Here is a 16,946-nt window from a genome sequence, read left to right as displayed (position 1 = left end):
CCGATAGTGTGGGCGCTCGTCCGAGACGCCTCGCCGCCCCCTCAGGGCACAGGCGTCCACCGCAGTCCACCGAACCGGGGCCCGTACCTCGATGTCCGTGCACAGCCACACGGCAGCCCAAGACCACGCTGCCACTCCTGAGTTCCCGCGTCATGTGGTGACCGCGGTGCTCGTCTCCCACGACGGCGCCCGCTGGCTGCCCGACGCGCTCGCCGGGCTGCTCGGCCAGGAGCGCCCCGTGCAGTTCGCCATGGCCGCCGACACCGGCAGCGCGGACGACTCCGCCCAGCTGGTCACCGACGCCCTCGGCGCCGACCGGGTCCTGCACCTCGCCCGGCGCACCGGCTTCGGCCAGGCCGTCGAGGAGGCCGCCCGCACCGCGCCGGTCCTGACCCCGGACGAGCTGCCCTATCTGAAACGGCCCAGCGGCTGGGACCCGGTCACCCGCACCTGGCGCGACGACGCCTACGACATGCCGGAGCTGCCGCACGGCGAGCCCGTCCAGTGGCTGTGGCTGCTGCACGACGACTGCGCCCCCGAACCCGACGCCCTGGCCCAGCTGCTGCGCGTCGTGGACAACGAACTGGAGCTCGGCCGCGACGACGTCGCCGTCGTCGGCCCCAAGCTCCGCGGCTGGTACGACAAGCGCCAGCTCCTGGAGGTAGGCGTCTCCATCGCCCACTCCGGCCGCCGCTGGACGGGCCTGGACCGCCGCGAACAGGACCAGGGGCAGCACGACCACGTGAGGTCCGTGCTGTCGGTGTCCACCGCCGGCATGCTGATCCGCCGCGACCTCTTCGAGCAGCTCGGCGGCTTCGACCGGCGCCTGCCCCTCATGCGGGACGACGTCGACCTGTGCTGGCGCGCCCAGGCCGCGGGCCACCGCGTCCTCATCGCCCCCGAAGCCGTCGTCCGCCATGCCGAGGCGGCCTCCCGCGAGCGCCGCACCGTCGACTGCGCGGGCCGCACCACCGCCTCCCCGCACAAGGTCGACAAGGCCGGCGCCGTCTACACCCTGCTCGTCAACACCCGTACGGCCGCGCTGCCCTGGGTGCTGGTGCGGCTGGTCGTCGGCACCCTGCTGCGGACCGTCGCGTACCTCGTCGGCAAGGTCCCCGGACAGGCCCTCGACGAGATCCGCGGTCTCCTCGGCACCCTGCTGCGGCCCGAGCGGATCATCGCCGGGCGGCGCAGGCGCGGCACGCCGGTCGTCGACAAGGCCGAGCTCAGACAGCTGTTCCCGCCACCCGGCGCGACCGTGCGGGCCACCGTGGAGCAGGTCGCGGGCAACTTCTTCGGCGGCTCCGACACGGACACCTCCACGGCCGGACGCCACGGCGGCGGCATCGAGTCCGGGCCCGGCGGCGACGACGCGGAGTTCCTGGAGATCGAGCAGTTCGCCCGCCTCAAGCGCATCGCCCGCAAGCCGGGACCGGTGCTCTTCCTGACGCTGCTGCTCATCGCCCTGGTCGCCTGCCGCAACCTCCTGGGCGGCGGCGCGCTCTCCGGCGGCGCCCTGCTGCCCGCCCCGGCGGACGCGAGCGAGCTGTGGTCGCGCTACGCGGACGCGTGGCACGCGGTGGGCGCCGGCGGCACCCCGTCCGCGCCGCCGTACCTGGCGATCATCGCCGCGCTGTCCTCCGTGCTGTTCGGCTCGACCGGCCTCGCGCTGACGCTCCTGCTGATCTGCTCGGTGCCGCTGGCCGGTTTCACGGCCTACTTCGCCTCCCGCCCGCTCGTCGAGTCCCGCCTCCTGCGCGCGTGGGCGGCCGTCGTCTACGCCTTCCTGCCCGCCGCCACCGGCGCCCTCGCCGGCGGCCGTGTCGGCACCTCCGTCCTCGCCGTCCTGCTGCCGCTCATCGCGCGCGCGGGCGTCGCGGCGGGCGGGCTGACGAACAGCACGGGCACGCGTGGCAGCTGGCGCGCCACCTGGGCGTTCGCCCTCCTGCTCACGATCACCACCGCGTTCACGCCGATCATCTGGCCGATCGCGCTGATCCTCGGCATCGGCCTGCTGGTGGTGCGCCGCGGCGACATCACCGCCTACGGCCTGCGCTTCCTGGCCCAGTTCGGCACACCCCTGCTGGTCCTCGCGCCCTGGTCCCTGACGCTGCTCCCGTTCGGCTTCTTCGAACAGGCGGGCCTGGAGTACGGCTCCTCGACCGCCTCGGCCCTCGACCTGCTCGGCGCGAGCCCCGGCGGCCCCGGCACCGTCGACGGGCTGATGCTCATCGGCATCGTGCTGGCCGCGCTCGCCGCCCTGCTGCGCACCGAGCGCCAGTTCGGCATCTGGACGGCCTGGGCGGTGGCCCTGGTCGGACTCGTCTTCGCGGTCCTGTCCAACGAATCGACCTGGGCGGGCCCCGCCACCCTCGTCTACGGCCTCGCCCTGCTGGCCGCCGCCATGCTCGGCGCCGACGGGGCACGCGCGCGTGTGGCCGAGCAGAGCTTCGGCTGGCGCCAGCCGGTCGCCGCCCTGATCGCCTTCGCCTCCGCGGCGGGCCCGCTGCTGGTCGCCGCCGGCTGGATGCTCGGCGGCGCCGACGGACCGCTGGAGCGCCGCGACCCCGTGCAGGTGCCCGCGTTCGTCGCCGAGGAGAGCGGCACCCGCGACCAGGCCCGCACCCTCGTCCTCGACAGCGACTCCGCCGCCCACGTCGGCTACATGCTGGTGCGTGGCTCCGGCGCCCGCCTCGGCGACGCCGAACTCGCCGCGGCCGACGGGGAGAACGACAAGCTGGACAAGGTCGTCGCCAACCTCGTCGCCGGCTCCGGCGCCGACCAGGCGAACCAGCTCGGCGGCTTCGCCGTGCGGTACGTCCTCGTCCACAAGGGCGCGCCCCGCGAGGTCACACGCGTGCTCGACGCCACACCCGGCCTGACCCGGCTCAGCCAGCAGGACGGCAGCGGACTGTGGCGGGTCGACCAGGAGGTCGCGCGCGCCACGATCGTCGCCAAGTCCGGCTCCGGCACCGCGACACCCGTGGCCGCGGGCCCCGTCGACATCCGCACCACCGTCCCGTCCGGCGCCGAGGGGCGGATCCTGCGCCTCGCCGACAGCGCCGACGAGGGCTGGACCGCCACCCTCGACGGCAGCCCGCTGACCCCCACCACGGTCGACGGCTGGGCCCAGGGCTTCGAACTCCCCGCCTCCGGCGGCACATTGGACGTCACCTTCGACGACCCCTTCACCCACACCCTCTGGCTGTGGATCCAGGGCTCCCTCGCCGTCGTCCTCGTGGTCATGGCCCTGCCCGGCCGCCGCCGCGACGTCGACGACGACCTCCCCGAGGAGCAGGTCGTCCCCGCCCAGCCCGTGGCGGGAGAGGGCCGCCGCGCCCGCCGGCTGCGCGCCCAGGCCGAGGCCGAGGAGACCGGCGCGCCGGAGGACTTCCCCGCTCCTGAGCAGGAGACCCCCGCCGCGGTTCCGCAGCAGTCCTACGGCGACTGGGACGCCCCGAGCTACGCGAACGCCGAGTACGGCACCTACGCCGACGGCCAGTACCAGGAAGCCGCCCAGCAGTACCCGGCCGGCGGCTACGACCAGCAGCCGTACCAGGCGGACCCCTACCAGGGCGGCCAGTACGACCCGTACGCCTACGGCGGGCAGAACCAGCAGACGCCGTACGACCAGACGTACGGCGGTCAGTACGAGCAGCAGTACGACCAGGGCTACGACCCCGCCTACGACCCGGCGCAGCAGCACCCGGGCGCCCCCGGCAGCGAGCGCCCCGACGGGAGTCAGCAGTGAACCGCACCACCGTGTCCCTCATCGCCGGCACCGCGGCGCTCGCCGCCGTCACCGGATTCGCCACGCTCAGCCCGCCGCAGGCCGAGAAGACCGCCAGGACGGCCGCCGAGCTGCCCGTGGAGCGCACCAGCCTGCTGTGCCCGACGCCGAGCACCTCCGACATAGCGGAGACGGCGTACACGTCGTTCACGCCCGTCACCAAGGACGCGGGCAGCGGCGGCAAGGCCGAACTCCGGGCGGCCGCCGAGGAGTCGGACGGCAAGAGCGCCCGCGGGAAGAAGGCCGCCAAGCCGGTCCTCAAGCCCGCGGAACCCGGCAAGCCCGCCACCGGTGACACCTCCGGCGGCGACGCGCCGGCCCTCGTGGGCACCGCCGAGGGGAAGTTCGCACCCGGCTGGACCGTCCAGGAGACCACCGAGGTCGCTGCGGGCTCCGGACGCGGGCTGCAGGGCGTCAACTGCTCCGCTCCCGACACCGAGTTCTGGTTCCCGGGCGCGAGCACGGCCGCCGACCGCACCGACTACGTCCATCTGACCAACCCCGACGACTCCGCCGCCGTCGTCGACATCGAGCTCTACGGCAAGGACGGCGCCCTGGACTCCACGCTGGGGGAGAGCATCACCGTCGCGCCGCACTCCAGCGACCCGATCCTGCTGTCCACGCTCACCGAGGAGAAGCAGGAGAACCTCACCGTCCATGTGAACGTCCGCAGCGGGCGCGTGGGCGCGGCCGTGCAGGCGCTGGACGACAAGCTCGGCGGCGACTGGCTGGCCGCCTCCACGGACCCGTCCGGCAGCCTGGTGCTGCCCGGCATCCCGAAGGACGCCACCGCCGTGCGCCTGGTCGCCTTCGCGCCCGGCGACTCCGACGCCGACCTGAAGGTGCAGCTGGCCTCCCCGACCGGCCTGATCACCCCCGCGGGCAACGAGACACTGCACGTGAAGGCGGGTATGACGACCTCCGCCGACCTTGGTGACGTCACCCGCGGGGAGGCCGGTTCGCTGGTCCTCACCCCCACCGACTCCTCCGTGCCGGTGGTCGCCGCGCTGCGGGTCGTCCGCGGCAAGGGCGACGACCAGGAGACGGCCTTCATCCCGGCCACGCGGCCCGTGGGCACGCGCGCGACGGTCGCCGACAACAGCGCCAAGGGCACCACCCTCTCGCTGACCGCCCCCACGCGCGCGGCCACCGTCAAGGTCACGGCTTCGGCGGGCAGCGAGGGCGGCGAGGCCGTCTCGAAGACGTTCACCCTCAAGGCGGGCACCACGGAGAACGTGTCGGCCCCGACCCCGACCGGCCTCAAGGGCACCTACGCCCTCACGGTGGAGCACGTCTCAGGAGGGCCCGTCTACGGCGCCCGAACCCTGGCGGCGACGGAGGACGGCGTCCCGGGCTTCACCGTCCAGACCCTCCCGGACGACCGGGGCCTGGTGGCGGTGCCGGAGGCGGACCAGGACCTCTCGGTGCTCCAGAAGTAGCCCGGGACGATCCGCGGGCGGTTCAGTCCTCGCCGTACCGCGGATCGACGGTCTCGGGAGTGAGTCCCAGCAGCTCGGCGACCTGCTCCACGACGACCTCGTGCACCAGCGCCGCTCGCTCGTCGCGTCCCTTGGTGCGGATCTCCACGGGCCGCCGGTAGACGACCACGCGCGCGGGGCGTCCCTCGCGCGCCGGGATCGTGCCGCCGAGCGGCACCGCCTCGTCGTTCCAGGACCGCCCGTCCAGCCGGGGCACCTCCAGGACCAGGAAATCGATGTCGGCGAGCTGCGGCCAGCGCCGCTCCAGGCGCTCCACGGAGTCCTGCACCAGGTCCGCGAACGCCTCGGCCCGGCTCGCGGCGAGCGGTACCTGAGGCGGGGCGATCGGGCCGCGCATGCCTCGTCCGTGGCGATCACGGCGGCGGGGCCCGGGGCCGGTGGCGCGGGGCGGTACAGGGTTGTCCATCACTGGTGAAGGGTAATCCCCGCCGCACTCCCGCGCCCGGCACCCACGCGGTACCCCGGACGTGGCCCGAAACGACGTACGGGCGCCTCGTACGGCATGTCGGCAGTTGACCATTCCAGCCAAGGTTGGGCTCGATTCCGTATCTCTCCAAGACCGTCGAACTCAAGGCAATTGACATGGTTTGCGCCAAGTGGTGACCGGGTGCAGGTGTGTTCGGCCCCTCGAAAACGGCTGTCGGCGCAGGTCATGGCCGTGTGATCGGAGTTGCGTGTGGGGCGTCTCACAGCACGACACGGTGGAGTGACCTGGGGGAGAGTCGTCGCGGCCCGCTCAAGAGTGCGGTACCGTCCAACGTCGTGAGCCCTGTACGTCGCTGTTCGCGCACCGCTTGCGGCCGTCCCGCCGTCGCGACGCTGACGTACGTCTACGCCGACTCGACCGCGGTCCTCGGCCCGCTCGCCACCTACGCCGAACCCCACTGCTACGACCTGTGCGCCGAGCACTCCGAGCGCCTGACCGCCCCGCGCGGGTGGGAGGTCGTGCGGCTCCTCGACGGCTCGGCCCCGGCCCGGCCCAGCGGGGACGACCTGGAAGCGCTTGCCAACGCCGTGCGCGAGGCGGCCCGTCCGCAGGAGCGCGCCGCCGAGGCAGGTGGCGGGGCTCGCAGGGCCGACCCGATGGAGGTCGCGCGCCGCGGCCATCTCCGGGTGCTGCGCTCTCCCGACAACTGACCTGTCCCTTGTGTGCGTTCGGTGTGCGTTCGGCTCGGTGACGCACGCCCATTGACGGGCCCTTGGCGCGGACACGACCATTCCGTAAGCCGAAGTGAGAAATCGCTTTCCGCATGACGGAATCGGGGAGGCGCCCGTGTACGTCCAGGAACTCGAACCCGTCGCCGGCTCGCTGGGCCTGTCCGCCCTCGTCGCGGCCCTGCCGCTGGTGATCGTCCTCGTCCTGCTCGGCGGCGTCCGCGTGAAGGCGCACCTGGCGGGCCTCACCGGCCTCCTGGCGGCCGCTCTGGTCGCCTGGCTCGCCTACGGCATGCCACTGGGCCAGACGCTCTCCAGCGCCGCCCAGGGAGCCGCGTTCGGCCTCTTCCCCATCCTGTGGATCGTCGTCAACGCCCTGTGGGTGTACCGGATGACCGTCCGCACCCGGCACTTCGACATCCTGCGACGCTCCTTCGGGCGGCTCTCCGACGACCCACGCATCCAGGCCCTCGTCGTCGCCTTCTGCTTCGGCGCGCTCCTGGAAGCCCTCGCCGGGTTCGGCGCCCCGGTCGCGATCTGCTCGGTCATGCTCGTCGCCCTCGGCTTCGACCCGGTCCGCGCGGCGGTCGTCGCCCTGGTCGCCAACACCGCCCCGGTCGCCTTCGGCGCCATGGGCACCCCGGTCGTGACACTCGCTCAGGTCACCGGGCTGCCGCTGGACGACGTAGCGTCCGTGGTGGGCCGTCAGACGCCTCTGCTCGCCCTGGTGGTGCCCCTGGTGCTGGTCTTCCTGGTCGACGGCAGGAGAGGTCTGCGAGAGACCTGGGTGCCGGCCCTCGTCTGCGGAGTTGCCTTCGCCGTCGCCCAGTTCGCGGCCTCCAACTACCTCTCCGCGCAACTCGCCGACATCGGCGCCGCCTTGGCCGGTGCGGGCGCCCTCGTCGCCGTACCGCTCGCACGCAGGCCCGCCGCCGAACCGGTCCGCGCCGCCGTCCTCACGGGCACGCGCAGCGAGGACCTCGACGAGGCCGACCCGCGCGGTGAAGTCCTGCGCGCCTACGCGCCGTACGCGCTGATCGTCGTGATCTTCTCCGTCGCGCAGATCCCCGTCGTCAAGGACTGGCTGGCCAAGACGACCCAGACGTACGACTGGCCCTTCCTCGACGTCGTGAACCCCGCCGGGGATCCGGTCGGCGGCAACGTCTTCACCTGGCCGGTCGTCTCCACCGGCGGCACCCTCGTGCTGCTCGCGGGGATCCTGACGGCCCTCGTGCTCGGCGTGCACGCGCGCGTGGCGGTCCGCGAATGGGCGGCCACCGTGCACGAGTTGAGGTTCGCGATCCTGACCGTGACATCGGTGCTGGCGCTCGCCTACGTCATGAACCTCTCCGGGCAGGCCGCCACCATCGGTCACTTCGTGGCGGCCGCGGGCGCCGGGCTGGCCTTCCTGTCGCCGGTCCTCGGCTGGTTCGGGGTGGCGGTCTCCGGCTCGGACACCTCGGCCAACGCGCTGTTCGGCGCGTTGCAGGTGACGGCGGCCCGCGAGTCCGGGCTGTCGCCGGAACTGCTGGCCGCCGCCAACAGTTCCGGCGGGGTGCTCGGCAAGATGATCTCGCCGCAGAACCTCACCATCGCCTGCGCGGCCGTCGGGCTCGCCGGCCGTGAGGGGGACCTGCTGCGCAAGGTGCTGCCCTGGAGCCTCGGACTGCTGCTGGTGATGTGCCTGATCGTGGTCGGTCAGAGCTCGCCCGTGCTGGGCTGGATGCTGCCCTGAAGCCCTGACCTCAGACAACGGCCGGCGTCCGGTGAGCTCCCGCACGACGCGCTGTCAGTGCGTGCGGGTAGTTTGTGGTGACCGACAGGACTTTCAGAAGGGTTGGCCGTGGCTGATCTGTCACAGCTCGTGAAGGCGTACGACGTGCGCGGAGTCGTTCCCGACCAGTGGGACGAGACGCTCGCCGAGCTCTTCGGCGCCGCCTTCGTCCAGGTGACCGGGGCGAGCGCCATCGTGACGGGTCACGACATGCGGCCCACGTCCCCGGGCCTGTCGCGGGCCTTCGCGCGCGGAGCGGCCGCCCGTGGCGTGGACGTCACCGAGATCGGCCTGTGCTCGACCGACCAGCTGTACTACGCCTCCGGCGCGCTGGACCTGCCGGGCGCGATGTTCACCGCCTCCCACAACCCCGCCCAGTACAACGGCATCAAGATGTGCCGGGCGGGCGCGGCCCCGGTCGGTCAGGACACCGGCCTGGCCGAGATCCGTGAACTGGTCGAGCGGTGGAGCGAGACGGGCGCCCCGGAGTCCGCGGCCGCCACGGGAGCGATCAATCAGCGGGACACGCTGGAGGACTACGCCGCCCACCTGCTCTCCCTGGTCGACCTGGCCACCATCCGCCCCCTGAAGGTCGTCGTCGACGCGGGCAACGGCATGGGCGGCCACACCGTCCCCACCGTCTTCTCCGGACTGCCGCTGGACACCGTCCCGATGTACTTCGAGCTGGACGGCACGTTCCCGAACCACGAGGCGAACCCCCTGGACCCGGCCAACATCGTCGACCTGCAGAAGCGGGTCCGCGAGGAGGGGGCCGACCTCGGCATCGCCTTCGACGGCGACGCCGACCGCTGCTTCGTCGTCGACGAGCACGGCGACCCGGTCTCCCCGTCCGCCATCACCGCACTCGTGGCCTCCCGGGAGCTCGCCAAGCACGGCGGCAAGGGCACGGTCATCCACAACCTGATCACGTCCTGGTCGGTCCCGGAGGTCGTCGAGGAGAACGGCGGCACACCGGTACGCACGCGCGTGGGCCACTCCTTCATCAAGGCCGAGATGGCCAGGACCGGCGCGATCTTCGGCGGCGAGCACTCCGCGCACTACTACTTCAAGGACTTCTGGAACGCCGACACCGGCATGCTGGCGGCCCTGCACGTCCTGGCCGCGCTCGGTGGCCAGGACGGCCCGCTGTCGTCCCTGGTGGCCCAGTACGACCGCTATGTCGGCTCCGGCGAGATCAACTCCACGGTCGCCGACCAGGCGGACCGCGTGGCGGCGATCAAGGCCGCCTACGGGGGCCAGGAGGGCATCGCGACCGACGAGCTCGACGGCCTCACGGTCACCGCCGCCGACTGGTGGTTCAACGTCCGCCCGTCCAACACGGAACCCCTCCTGCGCCTGAACGCGGAGGCCCGGGACGAGGCGACGATGACGAAGATCCGGGACGAGGTCCTGGCGATCATCAGGGCGTGACCGCCGGGCGCCCGCGCCGCGGCGGGGGCGCCACCATCACTCGCCGTCCGACCCCGGAGCCTGCACCGCGGAGACGGCGGCGGCGAGCGCCTCCGGGTCGCCCTCGGCGAGTGCGTCGAGGAGTGCCTCGGAGGCGACGGGCTCGGGGACGTCGAGGCCCTCGGTGAGCTGGTCGAACTCGCGGAAGACAGCCGGGGTCGAAACACCGCGCTCCGCCATCGCCCGCTGCCCGGGGGGCGTCTGGGGTGCGGTCCCAGTCCTTGAGCCGGCCGGGCGGGTCCGAGGCCGACCTCGGTCTCGGTCTCGGGGGCTGGGCTTCTGGTTTGCGGTCTCAGCTCTTGCGCCGGTCGGAAGTACGGTGCCCACTTCTGTCTCGAACTCCCTCCCTCTCTCGGGGTCGGATTTCTGGGGGTGCGGTTCCGGTCCTTGAGCCCGTCCGGCTGGGAGGCCGAGGCCCACTTCCCTCTCGAACTCCCACCCACTCTCGCGGGTTGGGTTTCTGGGGGTGCGGTCCCGGCCGTTGCGCTCGTCCGGCGTGGGAGGCCGAGGCCCACCTCCGTCCCGCCCCTCGGGGCTTGGCTTCCGGCCTCAGTCCCTTTCCCTCGGCCCGTCCGGCGTTTGAGGACGAGGCCCCTTCAGGGCCGAGGCGGGGAACGAGGGCCGCAGCCCCCAGGACGGGGTCGAAGGGGCAGCGCCCCTGGAGGACGGGCCGGGTAGGGGCGGCGGGGCGAAAATCCCCCACGGCCCCCGACCCCGACCTCGCCCCAACCCCGGCACCCCCCTCTCCCCGGCGGTACCCTGACCAGGCACATCCGCACAAGCAGCCGTACCGCTCCCGAAGGGAACCCCCATGCCGCTCGAAGCCGGCCTCCTGGAGATCCTCGCCTGCCCGGCCTGCCACGCCCCCCTCAAGGAGCAGGACACCGAGCTGATCTGCACCGGCCAGGACTGCGGCCTGGCATACCCCGTCCGCGACGGCATCCCTGTCCTCCTCGTCGACGAGGCCCGCCGCCCCGCGTGAGCGCCCCGCGGCCGCGTGAGCGACCCGCTGCCGTGGGCGAGACAGCGCCCCGGCTCCCGTAAGCCACAACGACACAGCGACCACCGGCGTCCCGGACCCGCCCGACCGACGACCCGGCGAAGCGACAACTCGGCGTCCCAAGGACCCGGCGAAGCGACAATCCGGCGTCCCGGAGACCCGGAGCGACAATCCGGCGTCCCGGAGACCCGGCGATCGGAGGCTGCCGCCCCATGCTCGACGAATCGCTGCTCGACACCCCCGAGGCCCTCTCGGAGGCCGACCGCCGAGGCCTGCTCCGCGGCGCCGCAGAGGCCGGCGCCCGCGTCCGCACAGCGGCCCGGCACGCCGCCGAGGCCGGCGTCAACGACCTGAAGCCCGACGGCCGCCCCCGCGCCGTCCTCATCGCAGGGCCCGGCGCCGCCGCCACCTGCGCCGCCGACCTCCTCGGCACACTCGCCGGCGCCGGAAGCCCCGTCACCCGCCTCGCCCCCACCGGAGTCGCCCCCGCCGCGGGCGCCCTGCGCTGGGAACTCCCCGGCTGGGCCGGCTCGGTCGACCTGCTCCTCATCGCCACCCCCGACGGCACCGAACCCGGTCTGTCCCTGCTCGCGGACCAGGCGTACCGCCGCGGCTGCACCGTCGTCGCCGTGGCTCCGGCCCGCACCCCGCTCGCCGAAGCGGTCGAGGGCGCCCACGGCCTGTTCGTGTCCATGGCGACCGCGCCGTACGAGGAGGACACAGCCCTCACCGCGTCCGCTCCCGGCGTCCTGTGGGCCCTGCTCACCCCGCTCCTCGCGATCCTCGACCGTGCCGGCCTGCTCAGCGCCCCGCCCGACGCGCTGGAGAAGATCGCCGACCGCCTCGACCACATCGCCGAGCGCTGCGGACCCGCCATCGCGACCTACAGCAACCCCGCCAAGACCCTCGCCGCCGAACTCGCCGACGCGCTCCCGGTGATCTGGACCGAGGGCACCTCCGCGGGTCCCGCGGGCCGTCGTTTCGCCGCCGCCCTCGCCGAGCTCTCCGGTCGCCCCGCCGTGGTCTCCGAACTGCCCGAGGCCCTCGCCGCGCACAGCACCCTGCTCGCCGGACCGCTGGCCGCCAGTGCCGATCCCGACGACTTCTTCCGCGACCGCGTCGAGGAGGCTCCCGCGCTGCACGCGCGTGTGGTGCTCCTTCGCGACCGTCCGATCGGGGGCCTCAGCGCCGCCCCGTCCGCCCGCGACTTGGCCCTGAGCCACGACACGCCGATCAGCGAGCTGGAACCGGAGGCCGGCGGCGAGATCGAGACCCTCGCGGAACTGATCGCCGTCACCGATTTCGCCGCCGTTTACCTGGCGCTCGCCTCGGGGGCCTGACGTTGCCCAGGACGCCCTGATCGCCGTACGTACAGAAAGAGCCTGATGGACCGCCTCGACAACACCATCCGCCCCTACGCCTGGGGTTCCACCACCGCCATCCCCGAACTCCTCGGCGTCCGGCCGACCGGTGAGCCGCAGGCGGAGATGTGGATGGGCGCCCACCCGGGCGCCCCCTCACGCACCGGCCGGGGCACGCTCGTCGAGGTCATCGACGCGGACCCGGCGAAGGAACTCGGCGCCGAGGCGGTCTCCAGGTTCGGCCCCCGCCTGCCCTTCCTGCTCAAGATCCTGGCCGCGGGCGCCCCGCTCTCCCTCCAGGTGCACCCCGACCTGGCCCAGGCGAAAGAGGGCTACGACGACGAGGAGCGCCGGGGCATCCCCGTGGACGCGGGACACCGCAACTACAAGGACGCCAACCACAAGCCCGAACTGATCTGCGCGCTCACCGAGTTCGACGGCCTGTGCGGCTTCCGCGAACCCGCGCGCGCGGCCGAGCTGCTCGACGCACTCGGCGTCGACTCCCTCAAGCCGTACGTCGACCTCCTGCACGCCCGTCCCGAGGAGGCGGCCCTGCGCGAGGTCCTGACGGCCGTTCTGACCGCCGACCGCGAGGAGATGGCCCACACGGTCACGGAGGCCGCGGCCGCCTGCGCCCGCCTCGGCGGTGACCACGCTCCCTACGCCGACATCGCCCACCACTACCCGGGCGATCCGGGCGTCATCGCCGCGATGCTCCTCAACCACGTCCGGCTCCAGCCCGGCGAGGCCCTGTTCCTCGGCGCCGGCATCCCGCACGCGTACCTGAACGGCCTGGGCGTCGAGATCATGGCCAACTCCGACAACGTCCTGCGCTGCGGCCTGACCCCCAAGCACGTCGACGTCCCCGAACTCCTGCGCATCGTCCGTTTCGAGGCCGCCGACCCGGGCGTGCTCCGCCCCGAGGCGTCCCCCGACGGCGAGGAGGTCTACGAGACTCCCATCGACGAGTTCCGACTGTCCCGGTATGTCCTCCCCGAGGGCGCCGCCACGCACGACCTGACCCGTCCGACCCCACAGATCCTGCTCTGCACGGCAGGTTCCGTGCGAGCCGGGGAACACGAACTGAGCCCCGGCCAGTCGGTCTTCGTCCCGGCGGGCGAGAAGGCCGAGGTGTCCGGCACCGGCACGGTCTTCCGGGCGACCGTGATCGTGTGACGGCGACGGCGGCGAAGGCGAGTGGGACGGTGACGTGTGATCGTATGACCGGCCCTGTGGACGGATGAGACGCCCGTGCCGGGCGAGGCTGCAAGAATGGCCCACCGGCAAAGGACGGGCAAAGGCCTGGACGGCGTAGAGACACTTGAGGCGAAGGGACAACGCGACCAGATGAGCGCGTCAGGCGGAACCAGGGCGATCGTGGCGGCACTCGGCGCCAACCTCGCGATCGCGGCATCGAAGTTCGTGGCGTTCGCGTTCAGCGGCTCGTCCTCGATGCTCGCCGAGGGCGTGCACTCCCTCGCCGACTCCGGCAACCAGGCCCTGCTGCTGCTCGGCGGCAAGAAGGCCCAGCGCGAGGCCACCCCGCAACACCCCTTCGGCTACGGCCGCGAGCGCTACATCTACGCGTTCCTGGTCTCCATCGTCCTCTTCTCCGTCGGTGGCATGTTCGCCGTCTACGAGGGCTACGAGAAGATCAAGCACCCGCACGAGATCGAGCACTGGTACTGGCCGGTGGGCGTCCTCGTCTTCGCGATCATCGCCGAGAGCTTCTCCTTCCGGACGGCCATCAAGGAGTCCAACCCGCTGCGCGGCGACCTCTCCTGGAAGGAGTTCGTGCGCCGCGCCAAGGCGCCCGAGCTCCCGGTCGTGCTCCTGGAGGACTTCGGCGCCCTGGTCGGTCTGATCCTGGCCCTCGGCGGCGTCGGCCTGGCCCTGCTCACCGGAGACGGCGTCTGGGACGGCATCGGCACCCTCTGCATCGGCATCCTGCTCATCCTGATCGCGCTCGTCCTGGCCGTGGAGACCAAGTCCCTGCTCCTCGGCGAGTCCGCCGGCCTCGATGCCGTGCGGAAGATCGAGACCGCGATCGTCGACGGCGACACCGTCACCGGCATCATCCACATGCGCACACTTCACCTCGGCCCCGAGGAACTGCTCGTCGCCGCGAAGATCGCCGTCCAGCACGACGACACGGCGGCCGAGGTCGCCTCCGCGATCAACGCCGCCGAGTCCCGCATCCGTGAGGCCGTCCCGATCGCTCGCGTCATCTACCTCGAACCGGACATCTACAGCGAGTCCGAGGCCGCCAAGGGTGCCGACCGGGAGGCGACCCCGGGCGGACCGGCCCCGCATCCCGCCGAGCACTGATCACCGGACCGCGACGGCTGTACGGGCCCGCGTCCCCACCGGGACGCGGGCCCTCCCGTCACCTGATCTCGCTCAGCACCTCAAGGACGGCCCTCTCGTCCGGCGCCGCGACGAGCCGCGCCCGGAACTCGGGATCCATCAGCTTCCGCGACAACAGCGCCAGGATCCGCAGATGTTCGTCGCCCGCGGCCGCCTCCGGTACGGCGATCATGAACACCAGCCCGGCCTTCGTACCGTCCAGCGAGCCCCACTCGACGCCCTCGGCGGACCGCGCGAACCCGACGACGGGCGCGGTCACGGCATCCGTCTTGGCGTGCGGGATCGCGATCTCCTCCCCGAGCCCGGTGGTGCCCTGCTCCTCCCGCCGCAGTGCGGTGGCGACCAGCTCGTCCAGGTCCGCCACCTTGCCGGTCCGGGCGAGCAGCGCCGCCATCTCCCGGATCGCGGCTTCCTTGTCCCGGGCGTCGAGAGCGACCTTCACGGTCTGTTCGGTGAGGTAGCCGGAGAGGACCTCGCGTTCCGGTCGGGCGTCGGCGTCGGCGTCGGATTCGGCAGTGGCCTTGGTGTCGGCTTCGCCTTCGGCTTCGGCAGAAGGGGTGCCGCGGGCTTCCGTCCCACCGTCGGCCGCCGCAGCGGCTCCGTGTCCGACACGAGTTGCGGGTTCGGCATGAGGTGCGCGCTCGGTACGTGCAGCAGGATCCGTAGCCGCGGGAGTCCTGGCCGGTGCCGCCTCCGCGGCGGCCGTACTCGACGAGGCCACGACCCGCTGCGCCACCACTGCAGCGGCGGCTCCACCGGCCGTCGCACCGACGCCCACCCCGACCAGCTCGGGCTCCAGCGGCCCGGCCGCATCCGGCCCGGCCACCGGCGCCGCACTCGTGCGCCGCCGTTCGCTGATGTCGACCAACGTGACCGTCGTCAGCGCGGTGACCGCCGCGCCGATCAGCACGGCCACGAAGAACATCGGCACCCCGCTCACCGCACCCAGCACCGCGACGATCGGCCCGCCGTGCGGCACCGCGTCCTCGACCCCGGCGACGCCGGCGATGGCACCGGCGACCGCGCCACCGAGCATGTTGGCCGGGATGACCTGCGCGGGCCGCGCCGCCGCGAAGGGGATCGCACCCTCGGAGATACCGAAGCAGCCCATGAACAGCGAGGCGAGCCCGGTCTCCCGCTCCTGCTCGGTGTAGAGCCGCTTCCGTATCAGCGTGGCCAGCCCCTGTCCCAGTGGCATGACCGGGATCGCGGCCGCGCACATGCCCATGACCGTCTGGTTGCCGGTCGCGATCAGCCCCGCACCGAACAGGAACGCCGTCTTGTTGACCGGCCCGCCCATGTCGAACGCGATCATGAGCCCCAGAATCGTGCCCAGCAGGATCGCACTGGTGCCGGTCATCCCGCTGAGCCAGTCGGTCAGGTGCTCGAACACCCAGGAGATCGGCTTCCCGATGACGTAGATGAAGAACAGCCCGAGCGCCGTCGTCGCCACGATCGGGATCACGATGATCGGCATGATCGGCTGCGCGAACTTCGGAACCTTGACCTTCTTGATCCACAGCACCAGATACCCGGCGAGGAACCCGGTCACGATCGCCCCGATGAACCCGGCGCCCGCCTTCGAGTCGTACAACGACCCCGTGTTCGCGATCCACCCGCCGATCATGCCGGGGACCAAGGCAGGCCGGTCCCCGATGGCGTAGGCGATGTACCCGGAAAGGATCGGCACCATCAGCGTGAAGCCGATCACGCCGATGTTGTTGATGTCCATCCAGAAGGAGTCCTTCGGGATGACCAGGCCGCCGGACGGGTCCGTGTGCCCGCCGAGCGAGAGCGAGATCGCGATCAGCAGCCCGCCGACCACCACGAACGGGATCATGTAACTGACCCCGTTCATCAGCGCCTTGTACCCGACACTCCGCTCCTTGCCGCCGCCCGACGCAGAAACGTCCCGGGGGGTGCCGGCCCTGTGCACGGGCGCCGACCGCACCCGCTCGATCAACCGCTCAGGATGGTGGATTCCCTCCGCCACGCCCACGGTCAGAACCCGCTTGCCCACGAAACGGCTCAGGTCCACGTCCTTGTCAGCGGCGACGATGATGCCGTCCGCGGTGCTGACATCGTTGTCATCGAGGACATTTTCAGCCCCGATCGATCCCTGCGTCTCCACCTTCATGTCGATGCCACGGCTCGCGGCGGCCTGCGCGAGCTTCTCCGCGGCCATGTACGTGTGAGCGATGCCGGTCGGGCACGCGGTCACCGCGAGCAGCTTCAACCGCTGCCCGTCGCTGTCGCCGCCCGTGGGGGGAGGCCCGGCTGGACTGGTCACGTCGATCTCCTCACGCCTTTGTCACGCGGGAACGCCGTCCCGAGCGCCCCGCAAGATCGATCAGCTGCGCCGATCGCTGTGCATCCTCCCGCACCTGCCCAGGCCACCCAAGGACAAAAGCCCCTCGGTGACCTGGTCCGTTGCCACCCGATCCGCGCCCGCCCCGGAACCCGGTCGCACCCCGGCGTTGTTCCCGACATCACCCTGTGATCGGCTTGATGTATTCGGAGACGGACTGGG

The 16,946-nt window shown here is 72.4% G+C and carries 11 protein-coding genes and 1 pseudogene; 9 read left to right on the top strand and 3 right to left on the bottom strand.

From position 1 onward, the window contains the following. Nucleotides 1-91 precede the first annotated feature (91 nt). Entirely contained in the window at nucleotides 92-3,751 is a 3,660-nt protein-coding gene (locus tag IOD14_RS39645; protein WP_249126181.1) for a glycosyltransferase, read from the top strand. Continuing rightward, the gene (locus tag IOD14_RS39640) at nucleotides 3,748-5,229 is read left to right on the top strand and encodes a DUF5719 family protein (RefSeq protein WP_212672822.1); all 1,482 of its coding nucleotides are present in this window, start codon (nucleotides 3,748-3,750) and stop codon (nucleotides 5,227-5,229) included. Before IOD14_RS39645 ends, IOD14_RS39640 begins: the two co-directional genes overlap by 4 nt. Before the next feature lie 22 nt (nucleotides 5,230-5,251). On the opposite strand, the gene IOD14_RS39635 is transcribed toward IOD14_RS39640, so the two are convergent. Then, entirely contained in the window at nucleotides 5,252-5,695 is a 444-nt protein-coding gene (locus IOD14_RS39635) for a metallopeptidase family protein (RefSeq protein ID WP_123992679.1), read from the bottom strand. A gap of 356 nt (nucleotides 5,696-6,051) precedes the next feature. Here IOD14_RS39635 and IOD14_RS39630 point away from each other — a divergent pair, with 356 nt between their 5' ends. The 3 genes from IOD14_RS39630 to IOD14_RS39620 all read left to right on the top strand — a co-directional run bounded on the left by IOD14_RS39630 (nucleotide 6,052) and on the right by IOD14_RS39620 (nucleotide 9,649). Then, on the top strand, nucleotides 6,052-6,426 hold the full coding sequence (locus IOD14_RS39630) for a DUF3499 domain-containing protein (RefSeq protein ID WP_212672821.1): 375 nt from the start codon (nucleotides 6,052-6,054) through the stop codon (nucleotides 6,424-6,426). Nucleotides 6,427-6,562: 136 nt separating this feature from the next. Then, entirely contained in the window at nucleotides 6,563-8,179 is a 1,617-nt protein-coding gene (locus IOD14_RS39625; RefSeq protein WP_212672820.1) for an L-lactate permease, read from the top strand. 102 nt (nucleotides 8,180-8,281) lie between these two features. Further along, complete coding sequence (locus IOD14_RS39620; RefSeq protein ID WP_212672819.1) at nucleotides 8,282-9,649, top strand: phosphomannomutase/phosphoglucomutase; 1,368 nt, start codon at nucleotides 8,282-8,284, stop codon at nucleotides 9,647-9,649. A gap of 69 nt (nucleotides 9,650-9,718) precedes the next feature. Here the strand turns inward: IOD14_RS39620 and IOD14_RS39615 are convergent. Beyond that, nucleotides 9,719-9,871 (bottom strand): annotated as a pseudogene (locus tag IOD14_RS39615) (4-(cytidine 5'-diphospho)-2-C-methyl-D-erythritol kinase); the annotation flags it as partial. 628 nt (nucleotides 9,872-10,499) lie between these two features. Here IOD14_RS39615 and IOD14_RS39610 point away from each other — a divergent pair. The 4 genes from IOD14_RS39610 to IOD14_RS39595 all read left to right on the top strand — a co-directional run bounded on the left by IOD14_RS39610 (nucleotide 10,500) and on the right by IOD14_RS39595 (nucleotide 14,377). After that, nucleotides 10,500-10,670 (top strand): Trm112 family protein, encoded by a 171-nt coding sequence (locus tag IOD14_RS39610; protein ID WP_007382472.1) that lies wholly within the window; start codon nucleotides 10,500-10,502, stop codon nucleotides 10,668-10,670. Between the two features lie 230 nt (nucleotides 10,671-10,900). Beyond that, nucleotides 10,901-12,028, top strand: coding sequence for an SIS domain-containing protein (locus IOD14_RS39605; RefSeq protein WP_123989705.1), 1,128 nt, complete (start codon nucleotides 10,901-10,903; stop codon nucleotides 12,026-12,028). A gap of 45 nt (nucleotides 12,029-12,073) precedes the next feature. Continuing rightward, entirely contained in the window at nucleotides 12,074-13,225 is a 1,152-nt protein-coding gene (gene manA / locus IOD14_RS39600; protein WP_212672818.1) for a mannose-6-phosphate isomerase, class I, read from the top strand. A 171-nt stretch (nucleotides 13,226-13,396) separates the two neighbouring features. After that, nucleotides 13,397-14,377, top strand: a complete 981-nt coding sequence (locus tag IOD14_RS39595) for a cation diffusion facilitator family transporter (RefSeq protein WP_123989703.1) — start codon at nucleotides 13,397-13,399, stop codon at nucleotides 14,375-14,377. Nucleotides 14,378-14,435: 58 nt separating this feature from the next. On the opposite strand, the gene IOD14_RS39590 is transcribed toward IOD14_RS39595, so the two are convergent. Next, nucleotides 14,436-16,706, bottom strand: coding sequence for a fructose-specific PTS transporter subunit EIIC (locus IOD14_RS39590; protein ID WP_212672817.1), 2,271 nt, complete (start codon nucleotides 16,704-16,706; stop codon nucleotides 14,436-14,438). Nucleotides 16,707-16,946 lie beyond the last annotated feature (240 nt).

Source organism: Streptomyces sp. A2-16 (genome assembly GCF_018128905.1).
In the GTDB taxonomy this organism is placed as follows: Bacteria; Actinomycetota; Actinomycetes; order Streptomycetales; family Streptomycetaceae; genus Streptomyces.
Note: the sequence above shows the minus strand (reverse complement) of the source record. Positions and strands in the feature narration are given on the sequence as shown.

Coding starts and splice junctions, on each gene's coding strand:
- IOD14_RS39645 (WP_249126181.1), top strand. CDS start 92: ATGTCCGTGCACAGCCACACGGCAGCCCAAGACCACGCTGCCACTCCT.
- IOD14_RS39635 (WP_123992679.1), bottom strand. CDS start 5,695: ATGGACAACCCTGTACCGCCCCGCGCCACCGGCCCCGGGCCCCGCCGC.
- IOD14_RS39610 (WP_007382472.1), top strand. CDS start 10,500: ATGCCGCTCGAAGCCGGCCTCCTGGAGATCCTCGCCTGCCCGGCCTGC.
- IOD14_RS39605 (WP_123989705.1), top strand. CDS start 10,901: ATGCTCGACGAATCGCTGCTCGACACCCCCGAGGCCCTCTCGGAGGCC.
- manA (WP_212672818.1), top strand. CDS start 12,074: ATGGACCGCCTCGACAACACCATCCGCCCCTACGCCTGGGGTTCCACC.
- IOD14_RS39595 (WP_123989703.1), top strand. CDS start 13,397: ATGAGCGCGTCAGGCGGAACCAGGGCGATCGTGGCGGCACTCGGCGCC.